13 protein-coding genes are annotated in these 15,010 nt (G+C 33.8%); 10 read left to right on the top strand and 3 right to left on the bottom strand.

Annotated elements, in window-relative coordinates:
- Positions 1-145 precede the first annotated feature (145 nt).
- The gene (locus tag AAEO58_RS13000; RefSeq protein ID WP_341683834.1) at positions 146-829 is read right to left on the bottom strand and encodes a DUF4294 domain-containing protein; all 684 of its coding nucleotides are present in this window, start codon (positions 827-829) and stop codon (positions 146-148) included.
- Between the two features lie 110 nt (positions 830-939).
- On the opposite strand from AAEO58_RS13000, the gene AAEO58_RS12995 reads away from it, so the two are divergent.
- From AAEO58_RS12995 to AAEO58_RS12985, 3 genes are all read left to right on the top strand, one after another.
- Entirely contained in the window at positions 940-2,034 is a 1,095-nt protein-coding gene (locus AAEO58_RS12995; RefSeq protein WP_291265730.1) for a M42 family metallopeptidase, read from the top strand.
- Between the two features lie 305 nt (positions 2,035-2,339).
- Complete coding sequence (locus AAEO58_RS12990; protein ID WP_341683832.1) at positions 2,340-3,143, top strand: methylamine utilization protein MauJ; 804 nt, start codon at positions 2,340-2,342, stop codon at positions 3,141-3,143.
- A 199-nt stretch (positions 3,144-3,342) separates the two neighbouring features.
- The gene (locus tag AAEO58_RS12985) at positions 3,343-5,031 is read left to right on the top strand and encodes an AIPR family protein (protein ID WP_341683831.1); all 1,689 of its coding nucleotides are present in this window, start codon (positions 3,343-3,345) and stop codon (positions 5,029-5,031) included.
- Positions 5,032-5,139: 108 nt separating this feature from the next.
- Here AAEO58_RS12985 and AAEO58_RS12980 read toward each other — a convergent pair whose 3' ends face one another.
- Complete coding sequence (locus AAEO58_RS12980; RefSeq protein WP_341683830.1) at positions 5,140-6,090, bottom strand: phosphoribosylaminoimidazolesuccinocarboxamide synthase; 951 nt, start codon at positions 6,088-6,090, stop codon at positions 5,140-5,142.
- A gap of 122 nt (positions 6,091-6,212) precedes the next feature.
- Positions 6,213-7,166 (bottom strand): PhoH family protein, encoded by a 954-nt coding sequence (locus AAEO58_RS12975; protein ID WP_262318035.1) that lies wholly within the window; start codon positions 7,164-7,166, stop codon positions 6,213-6,215.
- Between the two features lie 106 nt (positions 7,167-7,272).
- On the opposite strand from AAEO58_RS12975, the gene AAEO58_RS12970 reads away from it, so the two are divergent.
- From AAEO58_RS12970 to AAEO58_RS12940, 7 genes are all read left to right on the top strand, one after another.
- Positions 7,273-8,100 (top strand): SAM hydrolase/SAM-dependent halogenase family protein, encoded by an 828-nt coding sequence (locus AAEO58_RS12970; RefSeq protein WP_341683829.1) that lies wholly within the window; start codon positions 7,273-7,275, stop codon positions 8,098-8,100.
- Positions 8,101-8,109: 9 nt separating this feature from the next.
- The gene (locus AAEO58_RS12965; RefSeq protein WP_341683828.1) at positions 8,110-8,406 is read left to right on the top strand and encodes a putative quinol monooxygenase; all 297 of its coding nucleotides are present in this window, start codon (positions 8,110-8,112) and stop codon (positions 8,404-8,406) included.
- 43 nt (positions 8,407-8,449) lie between these two features.
- Positions 8,450-9,175, top strand: coding sequence for a gliding motility-associated ABC transporter permease subunit GldF (gene gldF, locus AAEO58_RS12960; RefSeq protein ID WP_133610940.1), 726 nt, complete (start codon positions 8,450-8,452; stop codon positions 9,173-9,175).
- Complete coding sequence (gene gldG, locus AAEO58_RS12955) at positions 9,175-10,857, top strand: gliding motility-associated ABC transporter substrate-binding protein GldG (protein WP_423972066.1); 1,683 nt, start codon at positions 9,175-9,177, stop codon at positions 10,855-10,857. Before gldF ends, gldG begins: the two co-directional genes overlap by 1 nt.
- Positions 10,858-10,944: 87 nt before the next feature.
- A complete protein-coding gene (dnaN, locus tag AAEO58_RS12950) occupies positions 10,945-12,063 on the top strand; it encodes a DNA polymerase III subunit beta (protein WP_073584276.1) in 1,119 nt (372 codons plus the stop codon).
- Between the two features lie 255 nt (positions 12,064-12,318).
- Positions 12,319-13,731, top strand: coding sequence for a tRNA uridine-5-carboxymethylaminomethyl(34) synthesis GTPase MnmE (gene mnmE / locus AAEO58_RS12945; RefSeq protein ID WP_341683826.1), 1,413 nt, complete (start codon positions 12,319-12,321; stop codon positions 13,729-13,731).
- Between the two features lie 148 nt (positions 13,732-13,879).
- Positions 13,880-15,010: a tyrosine-type recombinase/integrase gene (locus tag AAEO58_RS12940; protein ID WP_341683825.1), complete on the top strand. Its 1,131-nt coding sequence runs from the start codon at positions 13,880-13,882 to the stop codon at positions 15,008-15,010.

The following is a 15,010-nucleotide window of genomic DNA, read 5'->3' as shown; positions in this document are numbered from 1 at the left end:
ACTATACGCCTTGGCTAGCCCCGATGGGAGTGGAAATCCTTTTATTGCTTTATTGACTTCGCTCAATTTGAAAAGCAAAAAAAGATTGTAGCGGACAGCGGGACAGATAGTCTTTATGGAATGTCAAACGTCTGCTTCTAAAAAATTACTTCTTAGCTTCTGCGGTGGGTTTGGTTTTGATTTTGTTGATCCAGTGGTTGTTTAATTTATCGAAGTCGATAGGTTTTGCTGGTTCTTGTCTGGTTAATTGGCTTTGATTGAAGGCGGCATTTAAGATTCCTTCTATTTGGTAATCTTCTTTTACGTCGTATGGTTTGTATTGGGTTTTTAAATTGATGTCGAATAAATAAGCGGTGGAGTTTGCCCAAAAGGCTTTCCAACTGCTTTTATACTCCTTAATTAAATCGAAAGTCGTGCTTCCGGTTTGGCGGTAAATTAGTTTGACTAGGATTTGACCATCTTTACGTGATAGCTTTTTTAAACGCGGTTCGAATTCTTCCTCTAAATACTTTTCTACGATTTTAAAGTATTTCTTTTTTTCGCGATTGGTTTTTAGTTTTGCCATGGTAGCATTTAACTGCGTTAATTTATCCGCTGTTACTTTTGCATACGGATATACTTTAAAGATTCTTCTCTTTAATATTAACTTGGCTTTTTTATCTTCATCCATAGAATAGACATTGTCTGGAGTGAAAATAATTTCTTTTAATTCGATAGAATATATAATAGACGAATCCTGTTGCGTCATTTTTAACGTATCGGTTTCGGTTTGAGCAAAAGAAAAAGTAGTGATGAATAGCAAGAAACTACTTAAAATTAACTTATACATGATGATTGATTTTATACTTTTTAACTCATAGCAAAAAGTAAACCAAATTTATTGAAATTATATGAAACTCTAATTACTTATTTATATTTTAGCAAAAAATTATAATTAAGATGAGTACAAAATCGATATTAAAGAAGTCGTCGATGACTTTTTTAGAAAATTATTTGAATAATGCTTCTCCAACAGGATACGAATCGGAAGGGCAAAAACTTTGGATGGACTATTTAAAACCATATGTTGATACCTTTATTACCGATACCTACGGAAGTGCTGTGGGAGTTATTAATCCAGACGCTCCTTATAAAGTAATTATTGAAGGTCATGCGGATGAAATTTCGTGGTATGTGAATTACATTACCGATGACGGATTAATCTACGTAATTAGAAACGGAGGTTCGGATCATCAGATTGCGCCATCGAAGCGTGTAAACATTCATACTAAGAAAGGTATTGTTCGTGGTGTTTTTGGTTGGCCAGCGATTCACACTCGTGGAAGAAGCGGAAAAGCAGAAGAAACAGCAAAAATTGAAAATATATTTATTGATTGTGGTTGCTCAACGAAAGCCGAAGTAGAAGCTTTAGGCGTTCATGTGGGTTGTGTGATTACGTACCCCGATAATTTTGAGATTTTAAACAACGATAAATTTGTGTGTAGAGCCATTGATAACCGCATGGGTGGTTTTATGATTGCCGAAGTAGCGCGTTTATTAAAGGAGAACAAAAAGAAATTACCTTTTGGATTGTACATCGTAAACTCGGTGCAGGAGGAAATTGGTTTGCGTGGTGCCGAAATGATTACCCAACGCATTAAACCAAACGTTGCCATTGTTACCGATGTTTGCCACGATACGACTACGCCAATGATTGACAAAAAAATTGAAGGCGATTTAAAAATGGGACGCGGACCAGTTATTGCTTACGCTCCTGCGACACAAAACGTGTTACGTGAAATGATTGTGGATACAGCAGTTGAAAACAAAATACCTTTCCAACGCCATGCGACTTCTCGTGTTACAGGAACCGATACCGATGCTTTTGCGTATAGCAATGGCGGAGTTGCCTCGGCTTTGATTTCGTTACCGTTGCGTTATATGCACACTACCGTAGAAATGGTACACCGCGACGACGTAGAAAATGTAATTAAATTAATTTACGAAACGCTATTGAAAATTGAGAATAACGAAACGTTTAGTTATTTTAAATAAAAAAACGGCTCAAATAAATTTAAAAAGACTGTCCAAAAAGACACTATCTTGTCAAGCTGAACTCGTTTCAGCTTCTATAAACAATAGATTATCATTGTTTTTTAGATTCCGAAATGAATTCGGAATGACAAAGCAGACTTTTTTGACAGTCTCTTTTTTTGCACTTTTTTGAAATTTTAACACAAACTGCAGAAAAACTACAGCAATTGTTTTGTGAGAATTTTGTTATATTGCAGGAGAATTAAAAAAACAGTAAATTCTTTATGATATTTACTATTTACATGCCATTTTAAAAACAGACACCTATGCCAGATATTTTACCAGCTTGGGACATAACACTAAATGTTTACGGACCTATAACCGTTGAAAGAAGGTTCAATTTCAGACAACGTAAGGACTTTCATTTCCACGACAGACTTTACAGCGACATTGAAGTAACTAAAAATGGGAATTACGGAATAACAATTACTTTGACTGCTTTTGCTTCAGAACAAGTAATTGCAAGGAAAGCCGCTTTATATTTTTGCGGACAAGCATTAGACATTTTATCTTTAACAGTAAATCTCCCAACTATTTTGACTTTAACTGATAGTAAAACATTTTCACCACGTCAGGAAAATGAAAGAAGAAGACTTACTGAATACGAATTAACTAGCGCTTTTAAAACTGCACGACTTTGGGTTTTGACAGAACCTACATTTCTGAGAGCAGTAGGCTGGTATAGAAAAGGGCTTTACACAGAAGACCCATTCGACAAATTTCTTGCATTTTATAATAGCATAGAAACATTATGCTCAAAATACAACCCAAACCCAGGCGCTTGTAATAACCGTGGTTCAAAATGTCACATTTGGGAGACTTTTAAAAATATATGGGGCGAATGCCCTAACTGGCCAATAATACCTAATCAAACAGACTGGATTGACAATAACTATGAAACACGGAAAGATATAGCACACGGAATTGCTTCAATTGACATTAATGTGGTAGAAAATGTATTTGCAAAAATTGAAACAATAAAACAGGTTGCACATAGACTTATAACTGATTGGAAAGAAAACAGATTAGAACCAAATATTACGGACGAAATTCAAGCTAAACTTTTATGAAACAGGCGACAAGAAGAACGGCCGGTAACAAGGGTTTTACATCAGGCGGGATGAAGTGCAAAATTCAAGTTTTGTATTTATATTGAAATTTATATATTAGTTGAACGTTTCGGATTCGAAATCCCACTCGAACGCAAAGTACCGAAACGCTACACACAATACCCGAAACGAGACAAATAACATAAGAAAAAATAAATAAATGACTAAAGCTGAATATAATTTAAGAGTTAGAAGTGAGGTAGAAATTTTAAAGCAACAATATCGAAATGATAGTTCTGCTTTTTTAATATGGTTTCTAAAAAATATTTTTTGCTTAAGTGAACAAGAAAGCGTGGACAGTGTTTGCGACGGTCCAAGAGACAAAGGAATTGATGGTATTTGGGTAGATGAAAATGAAGAAGAAATTTATATTTTCCAATCCGAATTTTCACCAAACGATGATAGAGATGCTGGAGATACCAAAATAAGGGAATTTGTTGGCGTAAGCAATTGGTTTGCTGACGAAAATAAAGTAAATAATCTTTTAGCTTCATTAATAAATTTAGAACTTAAAGAAAAGCTTTTAAATCTTAAAATTCACGATAAAATAACACGAGGGTATTCTGTAAACTACGTTTATGTTACAAATAAGATATTTGACATAAATGCAAAAGAATTTTTAAATACAACTAATATAGATGCTTACGATAATAACTTAGTTTTTGATAAGTTCACTTATATGGTTGAAGCTGATATTGCAAACACTCCCAAAACTTTAAATTTAAGCAATTCATCTGCAATATTATATAATTCTGCAAAAGAAAACTCTTCAATAGTTTTAGCAATACCTGTGAATCAACTTTTAAAACTTGATGGAATTCAAGATCATACGTTATTTTCAAGAAATGTAAGACTATGGACAGGAAAAACAAGAGTTAATAAAGAATTAGCAAATACAATAAAAGATCAAAAAGAGCACGACAGATTTTTCTTGTATCATAATGGTGTTTCAATTACTTGTTCAGAATTTGAATTTAAGCAAGCTGAAAATAAAATTGAAATTTCTGGTTACCAAGTTATTAATGGCTGTCAATCTTTAGTTTCTTTTTATCAAAATAGGAATAACTTAACTGATAATATGCTTGTTCTTACTAAAATTATAAAAGTTGAACCACAAAGCCCTTTAATTCAAAAAATTACTAAAAATGCTAACAACCAAAATGCAATAAGCCCAAAAGATCTTAAATCAAATGATAGAGTACAGGTTAGTTTACAAAGAAACTTCTTTGAAACATTTAATAACAACGTACTTTATATGATAAAAAGAGGTGAAAATACAATTGGATATTCAGACATAATTGATATTGATTATGCAGGTCAATTAATAATGACATTTTATTTCAATGAACCATATAAAACTCACTTGAAAACAAGCTTTTATGGTGATAGCTATGAAAATATTTTCTCGAGAAATATGTCTTGTCAAAAAATATATTTGGCATATATTATTCATAATAAAATAATTGAAAACATAGAAAAAATAGAGAATATTCCAGTAAGAAGCTATGGTTTAGCTAAATATACTTTCTTGAGAATAATAAAAGCAATTATGGAAGATGATGAATTAGGTAGAGAAATCATTGAAAATCCAAATAATTTCGTAACAGGTACCAACATTGAAGTTTTAAAAAAGGCTATTCAAAAACTTTTCGATCTAGTAGCTTTGGATATAAATGGATTTATTTCTGAATATCAACAAACAGTTTCATTATTTGACTATAAAAACCTTTTTAAAAATAAAGAATTTTGCGACAAAATGAATATAAATGTCTTGACAAGTCATAAAAAATCTGTTGTAAGACATCCCGAAGACAGTTTCAAATCTATTTACGAAACTTTAGATATTTAATATCCCTACCTTGGCGCAGTGCGTATCCATCCCCAGCTCACACACAAATCCCTTCGCGTGGCAAAACATAAAACAAAAAAATCCCGCTTTCGCGGGATTTTCTATATCTTATCTATTCTGTAAATAATTCAAAACGTTTTTCTCAATTCGCTCGTTGATATTTGAAATATCCGCTTTTACGAATTTTTCTCCAATAATGTTTTCGAATAACTCAATGTAACGTTCTGAAACCGTTTCGATGTATTCGTCGGTCATGTTTGGAATTTGTTGGCCTTCTTTTCCTTGGAACCCGTTTTCAATTAACCAACGACGCACGAACTCTTTTGACAATTGTTTTTGTTCTTCGTTGTTGTTTTGTCTTTCTTGGTAGCCTTCTGCGTAGAAATAACGAGAAGAATCGGGTGTGTGGATTTCGTCGATTAATACGATTTGTCCGTCTTTTGTTTTCCCGAATTCGTATTTTGTATCTACTAAAATTAAACCACGAGAGGCTGCAATTTCAGTTCCTCTTTGGTATAATGCTCTGGTATATTTTTCTAAAACTAGGTAATCTTCCTCGGTTACAATTCCATTAGCTAAAATAGCTTCGCGCGAAATGTCTTCGTCGTGTGAACCGTTATCGGCTTTCGTAGTTGGTGTGATGATTGGTGTTGGGAATTTATCGTTTTCTTTTAATCCTTCGGGCATTTCCACACCGCAAAGGATTCTTCTTCCTGCTGCATATTCACGCGCTGCATGTCCTGATAAATATCCACGAATTACCATTTCTACTTTGAAAGGCTCACATAAATGTCCTACCGCCACGTTTGGATCTGGCGTAGCTACTAACCAATTGGGTACAATATCAGCAGTTAATTCCATGAACTTAGTCGCAATTTGATTTAGTATTTGACCTTTGTAAGGAATTCCTTTTGGTAAAACCACATCAAATGCCGAAAGACGGTCGGTAGCAACCATCACTAATAAGTCATCGTTGATATTGTAAACTTCTCTAACTTTTCCACGGTAAACCGATTTTTGACCTGGAAAATTGAAATGGGTAGTCGTAATTGTATTCATTATGCTGTGTTGTTGTTTGTGTGGTGCAAAAGTAAACTATTTATTTTCTTCCAAAAAAGATTTCATAAAAAAAAGGGATCGAATTCGACCCCTTTAAATTTCAATTCTTTTCGAACTCTTATCTAATCATTATTCTCAATACTCTTATATGCATCAATAATTTTCTTCACTAATCGGTGACGCACGATGTCTTTATCATCTAAATAGATAATTCCCACACCTTCTACATCTTTCAAAATTAGAATCGCTTCTTTCAATCCTGAAATGGTTCTTCTTGGTAAATCTACCTGACCTGGGTCGCCTGTAATCATAAATTTGGCATTTTTTCCCATACGTGTTAAGAACATTTTCATTTGGGAATGCGTAGTATTTTGCGCTTCATCTAAAATTACAAAGGCATTATCTAACGTACGACCACGCATGAAAGCCAACGGTGCAATTTGGATAATTCCTTTTAAAATATAATCTTCTAAGGTTTGTGGTGGCAACATATCACGCAATGCATCATACAAAGGTTGCATGTACGGATCTAGTTTTTCCTTCATATCACCTGGAAGAAACCCTAAATTTTCCCCTGCTTCTACGGCTGGACGCGTTAAAATAATTCGTTTGACTTGTTTTTCCTTCAAAGCTTTAACCGCCATGGCAACACCCGTATAGGTTTTTCCTGTTCCAGCTGGACCGATAGCAAACACCATGTCGTTTTTGTGAATGGTATCCACTAGTTTTTGTTGATTAGGCGTCATCGCTTTAATTAGCTTACCTCCTATTCCATGCACTAAAATTTTGTCTCTGTCGTGCATGTGTTCGGCATCATGTTGATGACTTGTTTCTAAAACCCTCAAAATAACATTATCATCTATACTGTTGTAACGCGTAAAGTGATTCATTAATCTTCTGAAGCGATTTTCAAACTCATCCAAGATTTCAGGCTCACCATACGCTTTAAGAGTAGTTCCTCGTGCTACGATTTTAAGTTTTGGATAATACTTCTTAATGGATTCAAGATGAGCATCTTGCGCACCCCAAAACTCTTTTGGAGCGATGTCGGTTAATTCAATTACTCTTTCGTTCAAAGGCTTTCTTTTTTTAATTATTTTTGAAACGCTAAATTTATAGTAGCTTTGCAATCAAATTTAGTAAAAACAACTGTTGGATTTCAAATAAGTTATAAACAAAAAAATGTCAATAATTACGCTAATTACCGATTTTGGACACAAAGACTACTTCGTAGGCGCTTTGAAAGGCAAAATTCTGTCGGAACAAAAAGACGCAGTTATTGTTGATATTTCGCACGAAATTGACTTATTCAACACATTAGAAGCGAGTTACTGTATTGAAGCCGCTTATTCTAATTTTCCAAAAGGTACTATTCATATTATTGGTGTTGATAGTGAACGTGTAGGTGATACCCAACATATTGCAATGCAATGGGACGATCATTACTTTATTTGTGCCGATAATGGCATCTTGAACACCTTAATTCAGAAGAAAATCCCACAGAAAATTGTAGCTATTACTATTCATGATAGATTGAATACCAATGTGAGTGACATGGATGTTTTTGTAGCTGTCGCTTGTCATATTTCAAGAGGTGGTTTGCTGAATGTTATTGGAAAGGAAATTCAATCTTTGAAATCGGTTAGTGTATTGACCTCATCTGTTTCTGATGATTTATCTGAAATAAAAGGGCAAATCGTGTATATCGATTCGTTTGGAAATTGCGTTACTAATATTTCGCAAAAACAATTTAACGATACGGTTAGAGGTAGAAAATTTGAAATCATCATTAAAAATAAAAAGATAACCCGTTTGCACAAAAGCTATTCCGATTTTCCAGTTTCTGATACGAAGCAACTGAAAGATTTAGAAGGCGACTTCTTGGCTTTGTTCAACGAAAATGGGTATTTAGAAATTGCTATTTACAAGAGTAATCCTAAAACAGTGGGTTCTGCCGCTACGTTATTAGGGTTGCATTTTAGAGATAGTATTTCGGTAAAATTTAAATAAAACAAAACTATGTTCATAAGAATTGTAAAAATGCGTTTTCAAGAAGATAAAATCGAAGCTTTTTTAAATAATTTTGAAGAAGTGAAACACCACATACGAAACTTCGAAGGAAACCGTTTCTTAGAATTGTATCAAGACAAAAACGACAAGCGCATTTTCTTTACTTATAGTTATTGGGAAAACGAAGAAGCGTTAGAGAATTATAGAAAATCGGCTTTGTTTGATGGCGTTTGGACCTACACAAAAACTTTATTCAGCGACAAACCAGAAGCTTGGAGCGTAGATAGATTAGCAACATTAGAATAAAACAGTTAAACAAATAAACGTTTCAACAGTTAAACAATAAAAAATGAAAGCATTATTATTACGAGAAATAAAATCCTTTTTTGGTTCGCCGATTGGATATTTAGTCATCGGGATTTTTCTTTTACTCAACGGATTATTTCTTTGGGTTTTTGAAGGCGAATTCAATATTTTAAACTCGGGTTTTGCCGATATGAGTCCGTTTTTCAAATTGGCACCATGGATTTTAATTTTCTTAATTCCTGCCGTAACCATGCGCAGTTTTTCAGATGAGAAAAAACAAGGAACGATTGAGTTGTTGTTTACCAAACCACTTTCTAATTGGGATATCGTAAACGGAAAATTCTTAGGCGCTTTAGTTTTAATCATTTTAGCGATTGTTCCAACGATTATTTATGTATTGACGATTTCACATTTTGGAAATCCGCAAGGCAATATTGATATGGGAAGTACACTTGGTTCGTATTTCGGATTGTTATTCTTAATTGCGGCTTACACGGCGATTGGAATTTTTGCTTCTACGCTTTCAGACAATCAAATTGTGGCGTTTATAATTGCTGTTTTTTGTTGTTTCTTTTTCTATTTCGGATTTGACGGCATTGCTTCTTTCCTTGGAAATTACAGTTCAATGTTTGCTGCTTTAGGAATGGATTATCACTTTAAAAGTATGAGTCGCGGTGTGTTAGACACGCGTGATATTGTGTACTTTGTGAGTGTGACGTTTTTGTTTTTATCGGCAACGGTTTATCAACTTAAATCTTTGAAATGGTAATGGCAGCAAACAAATCAAAAGCTTTAAAGCAATTAGGAATTGTATTTTTAGCCATCATCGTTATCAATTTAATTAGCAACTTCTTTTTTAAACGTTTCGACTTAACGCAAGACAAACGCTATACTTTATCGGAAACGACCTTAAACATTATAAAAGATGTAGAAAGTCCGTTATACATTGAAGTGTATTTGGAAGGCAACTTCCCACCAGAATTCAAGCGTTTACAAAACGAAACCAAACAACTTTTAGAGGAATTCACCGCTTACAATTCAAACATTATTTTCAACTTCAAAAATCCGATTGAAAAAGAGGAAACGCGAGTAGAAAAAATGAAAGAATTCTACGCGAAAGGCATGCAACCGTTAAGCATCACTGTGGAAGACAAAGGAAAACAATCGCAAGAAGTAGTTTTCCCTTGGGCGCAAGCAACATATGGTGATAGATTCACAAAAGTAGCCTTATTGAAAAACTTAATGGGTGCTACAACTGAAGAAAAAGTAATTAGTTCAGTACAGCATTTGGAATTTGGTTTTGCGGAAGCGATCAATAAAATTTCAAAAGAAAAGCAAAAGAAAATCGCCGTAATAAAAGGGAATGGAGAAGTGTTAGAACCTTTCATGGCCGATTTCTTAAGAACGGTTAAAGAAAGTTATTACATCGGACCTTTTACATTAGATTCAGTAACAAAACAACCTACTCAGACTTTAGAAGCGCTTAAAAAATACGATTTAGCCGTAATTGCTAAACCAACGGAAGCGTTCACCGAAGAAGAAAAACAAGTATTAGACCAATTCATCATGAATGGTGGAAAAACCTTGTGGTTAGTAGATGTAGTTTCAGCTGATATGGATAGTTTGTACAACGAAACCGGTACTATTTTAGCATCGCAACGCGAATTGAATTTGACAGATATGTTCTTCAAATACGGAATTAGAATCAATCCGTTATTGGTAAAAGACGAATATGCAACACCAATCAAATTAGCATCAGGAAATCAAGGAAGCGAAACCCAAATGCAAGAATACACTTGGAAATTTGCACCGTTTATCTATCCAACTTCAACCAATCCGATTGTGAAAAACATGGAAGGGATTAAGTTTGAATTTGCTTCTCCAATCGAAATCCTGAAAAACGATATCAAGAAAACGGTTTTATTGAGTTCGTCTGAATATTCGAAAACCGTTGGAACACCAAGTCCGATTTCATTAGATATGGTTACAGAAGAAACCACTCCTGAAGAATATGAAGGTAAAGGATTGCTTCCGGTAGCAGTTTTAATGGAAGGAAAATTCAAATCAGCATACCAAAATCGTGTGTTACCTTTCAAAGATAATTCGTTCCAAGCAACTGGAAAAGATAATAAAATGATTGTAATTTCGGATGGTGATATTATTAAAAACCAATTGGATAAAGGCGTACCATTAGAATTAGGTTTCGACAAGTGGACGAATCAATTATATGGCAACAAAGAGTTCTTAATGAACTGCGTAAATTACCTTTTAGACGACAACGGACTTATTAACATCCGAAGTAAAGATGTTGATTTACCACTTTTAAATAAGGAAGAAGTGTATAAAAATTATACCATGGCACAAATGATAACTGTCGGATTACCAATAGTTATTTTGGCTATCTTTGGGTTTTTATTTACTTTCTTACGCAAAAGAAAATACAGCCGCTAGTTGTTGATAATTTGTTTTTGCGTTTGAGTATAATTAGAATATATTTGTGAAATATAAAATCAAATCACGATTTTAAAATACAAGATGATGAAGTTTATAGTATCGAGTTCGTATTTATTAAAACAATTACAAGTTTTAGGAAGTGTTATCAACAGTAGTAACACCTTACCTATTCTTGATAATTTCCTTTTTGAATTAGACAACAACCAATTAAAAGTTTCAGCTTCTGATTTAGAAACTACCATGACGGCTACGTTAGAAATTGATTCTACGAGTCAAGGAAGTGTTGCTATTCCAGCTAAACTTTTATTAGATATCTTAAAAACATTTCCAGAACAACCGTTAACTTTTACTGTTGAAGACAATTCAACTGTAGAAATTAGCTCAAACTCGGGTAAATATGCGATTGCTTACGCACCAGGAGAAGAATTCCCTAAAGCAGTAGTTTTAGATGATCCTTCAAAAACATTAGTTCCTGCGGAAGTATTAGCAACTGCAGTAAGCAAAACGATTTTCGCTGCTGGAAACGATGATTTACGCCCTGTAATGAGTGGTGTTTTCTTCCAATTTTCACCAGAAGGATTAATTTTCGTAGCAACAGACGCTCATAAATTAGTAAAATATGCTCGTACCGATGTAAAAGCATCACAAGTAGCTGATTTTATTATGCCAAAGAAACCTTTAAACATTTTAAAAGGAATTTTAGGAGCTTCTGACGCTGAAGTTTCAATCGAATATAACGATTCAAATGCTACATTCTCTTTTGAGAATTATGTATTAACTTGTCGTTTAATCGATGGGAAATATCCAAACTACGAAGCGGTTATCCCAAAAGAAAATCCAAACAAATTATTAATCAACAGAGTTCAATTTTTAAACTCGGTTCGTCGTGTGGCTATCTTTGCTAACAAAACAACGCACCAAATTCGTTTAAAAATTGCTGGAACTGAATTGAATATTTCGGCAGAAGATATCGATTATTCAAACAAAGCAGACGAGCGTTTAACTTGTGATTACCAAGGAGACGACATGCAAATCGGTTTCAACTCACGTTTCTTAACAGAAATGTTGAATAATTTATCAAGTGATGAAATCCAATTAGAAATGTCAATGCCAAACAGAGCTGGAATTTTAACTCCAGTTGACGGCTTAGACGAAGGCGAAACAGTTACTATGCTAGTAATGCCAGTAATGTTGAGCAACTAATTTACAATATTTGATTTTACAGTATTAAATCTGAAAATCTTATAACCAACCCTAACTAACTTTAAAAACCACTTAGCTTCGGCTTTAGTGGTTTTTTAATTTTAATTTAAACGCAAAGAAGCAAAGTTTTTTTTCGCAAAGAACGCAAAAGAAAACTTGGTGACACTTCGAGAGACTTTGTGTTACTAAAAAAACTTCCAACTTCTAACTTCTAACTTCTGACTTTGATTTATCTTTGTACCTTAAATTTAGAACATGATTCCACAAGAAACCATAGTTGCTTTGGCCACACCGTCTGGAGCGGGTGCGATTGCTATTATTCGATTATCTGGTAAAGACGCTATTACGATAGTGGCTGACGTATTTCAATCGGTTTCTGGAAAGGATATTACGAAACAGAAAACCCATACGATTCATTTAGGACATATTGTCGACCCTTCGACAAGCTCAGGACAGGCTGGCAAAGTGTATGACCAAGTGTTACTTTCTATTTTCAAAGGTCCGAATTCGTACACAGGTGAAAATGTAATTGAAATTTCGTGTCATGGTTCTACTTTTATTCAACAACAAATCATCCAATTATTGCTTCGTAGAGGCGCTAAAATGGCTCAGGCAGGTGAATTTACCTTACGTGCTTTTTTAAACGGGAAATTAGACTTATCACAAGCGGAAGCAGTTGCTGATTTGATTGCTTCGGATAATGAAGCGAGTCACCAAATTGCGATGCAACAAATGCGCGGTGGTTTCAGTAACGAAATTGCTAAACTGCGTGAAGAATTATTGAATTTCGCTTCCTTAATCGAATTGGAATTAGACTTTGCAGAAGAAGATGTTGAATTTGCCGATAGAACACAATTTCATGATTTATTAGAACGCATTGAGTTTGTTTTAAAACGTTTGATTGATTCGTTTGCTGTTGGAAATGTAATTAAAAACGGTATTCCAGTTGCGATTGTGGGAGAACCAAACGTTGGAAAATCGACTTTATTGAATGCTTTATTGAATGAAGAACGCGCCATTGTTTCTGATATTGCTGGAACTACGCGTGATACGATTGAAGATGAATTGGTTATCAACGGAATTGGTTTCCGATTTATTGATACGGCAGGAATCCGTGAAACACAAGACCATGTAGAAAGCATTGGAATTCAAAAAACTTTTGAAAAAATTGAACAAGCTCAAGTTGTAATGTTCCTTGTTGACAGTACCGAATTAACAATGGAAAGCTTGGAACGTTTAAAAGTTGAAGTTGAAAAAATTAGAAACAAATACCCACAAAAAGCTTTACTTACGATTTTTAATAAAAAAGATAAACTAGATGAAAGTTTGCTTACTAATTTAAAATCACAAATTGAGAATTCAATTTTTATTTCTGCAAAACAAAAAGTAGGTATTGAAGAATTAAAAAATGAATTGATGTCCTTTGTAAACACTGGTGCATTAAGAAACAACGAAACGATTGTAACCAACACACGTCATTACGATTCCTTATTAAAAGCTTTAGAAGAAATTCAGAAAGTGAAATGGGGATTAGATTCTGGAATTTCATCTGATTTAATGGCGATTGATATTCGAAGTGCATTATATTTCTTTGGTGAGATTACTGGTGAAGTTACGAATGATGAATTGCTTGGGAATATTTTTGCTAATTTCTGTATCGGGAAATAAAACCGCTTTCTCTTGATTTACTTTTTGTTCTTTTACTTGACTAGCAAGTATTTACAAGTCTTTCTACTTGTTTATGATTTACCTTATTAGTACATTTGTTTCATCTCATGTACACCTTCATACCAAAAAGGTGTAAAAATGTACACCTATGAAAATCACTTTAAAAAAGAAAAAACTTAAGAACGACAAGTACAGTCTTTACCTTGAATATTATAAAGGCTCACAATTAGATAAAGACGGCAAAAGAATTCATATAAGAGACTTTGAGTATTTAAAACTTTATCTTCATCAAAATCCTCTTAATGCTGCTGAAAAGAAAGAAAACAAAGAAACTGAACTTTTAGCGGAGCAAATTCTATCTATTAGAAAAGCTGAATTCTTTCAGGGTAAGTTTGATATTAAAAATACTTCAAAATCAAAAAGACGCTTCCTGGATTTTTTTATTGAAAAAACTGAAGAAAAAAGCCATTCCCCAAAAAACTACGGAAACTGGACCGCTACATTTCTACATTTAAAAAGATGTATCAATCCTAATTTACTATTTGAAGAGATTGATGAAGAATTTGCAAAAATGGTTCGTAACTACTTTGACAAGGAAGCAAAAACTAAAAGTAATTTACCTCTTTCCCTTAATTCAAAATACTCCTATCTGAATAAATTTAAAGCATGTTTGAGAGCTGCTTTTGACGAAGGCTATCTATCTATCAATTATGCTTCAAAAATCAAATCTTTTGAGCAAGCTGAAAGCCAAAGAGAATATCTAACGTATCAAGAATTACAAGCTCTCGCTAGCACAAATTGTAAATACCAAGTACTTAAAAATGCTTTTATTTTTTCCTGCTTAACTGGATTGCGTTGGTCTGATATCAATACTTTAACCTGGGGCGAAGTTAGAGATGAAGACAATGGAATTAGTAGAGTAAATTTTCGACAAGAAAAAACAGATGGTGTTGAATATTTATACATCTCAAGTCAGGCAAGAGAATTACTAGGTGAAAGACAACACCCTTCAGAAAGGGTTTTTAAAGGTTTAAAATATGGAGCGGTTTACAATAATGAGATTGTACGTTGGTGTAACAGAGCCGGTATTTCAAAACACATTACTTTCCACAGTGCCAGACATACTAATGCTGTACTATTACTCGAAAATGGAGCCGACATTTATACTGTTTCAAAACGTCTTGGCCATCGAGAGATCCGAACTACAGCGATTTACGCTAAGATTGTAGATCAAAAAATGAAAGAAGCAGCTAACTTGATTCCTGAAATAAAAATTTAA

This window comes from Flavobacterium helocola, from assembly GCF_038289885.1.
Classification (GTDB): Bacteria; Bacteroidota; Bacteroidia; order Flavobacteriales; family Flavobacteriaceae; genus Flavobacterium; species Flavobacterium cheniae.
This window is presented reverse-complemented; position numbering and strand designations above follow the sequence as displayed.

What these genes read in the sequence shown, in the direction of transcription:
- AAEO58_RS13000 (WP_341683834.1), bottom strand. Translation starts at nt 829, where the DNA reads ATGTATAAGTTAATTTTAAGTAGTTTCTTGCTATTCATCACTACTTTT.
- AAEO58_RS12995 (WP_291265730.1), top strand. Translation starts at nt 940, where the DNA reads ATGAGTACAAAATCGATATTAAAGAAGTCGTCGATGACTTTTTTAGAA.
- AAEO58_RS12990 (WP_341683832.1), top strand. Translation starts at nt 2,340, where the DNA reads ATGCCAGATATTTTACCAGCTTGGGACATAACACTAAATGTTTACGGA.
- AAEO58_RS12985 (WP_341683831.1), top strand. Translation starts at nt 3,343, where the DNA reads ATGACTAAAGCTGAATATAATTTAAGAGTTAGAAGTGAGGTAGAAATT.
- AAEO58_RS12980 (WP_341683830.1), bottom strand. Translation starts at nt 6,090, where the DNA reads ATGAATACAATTACGACTACCCATTTCAATTTTCCAGGTCAAAAATCG.
- AAEO58_RS12970 (WP_341683829.1), top strand. Translation starts at nt 7,273, where the DNA reads ATGTCAATAATTACGCTAATTACCGATTTTGGACACAAAGACTACTTC.
- AAEO58_RS12965 (WP_341683828.1), top strand. Translation starts at nt 8,110, where the DNA reads ATGTTCATAAGAATTGTAAAAATGCGTTTTCAAGAAGATAAAATCGAA.
- gldF (WP_133610940.1), top strand. Translation starts at nt 8,450, where the DNA reads ATGAAAGCATTATTATTACGAGAAATAAAATCCTTTTTTGGTTCGCCG.
- gldG (WP_423972066.1), top strand. Translation starts at nt 9,175, where the DNA reads ATGGCAGCAAACAAATCAAAAGCTTTAAAGCAATTAGGAATTGTATTT.
- dnaN (WP_073584276.1), top strand. Translation starts at nt 10,945, where the DNA reads ATGAAGTTTATAGTATCGAGTTCGTATTTATTAAAACAATTACAAGTT.
- mnmE (WP_341683826.1), top strand. Translation starts at nt 12,319, where the DNA reads ATGATTCCACAAGAAACCATAGTTGCTTTGGCCACACCGTCTGGAGCG.
- AAEO58_RS12940 (WP_341683825.1), top strand. Translation starts at nt 13,880, where the DNA reads ATGAAAATCACTTTAAAAAAGAAAAAACTTAAGAACGACAAGTACAGT.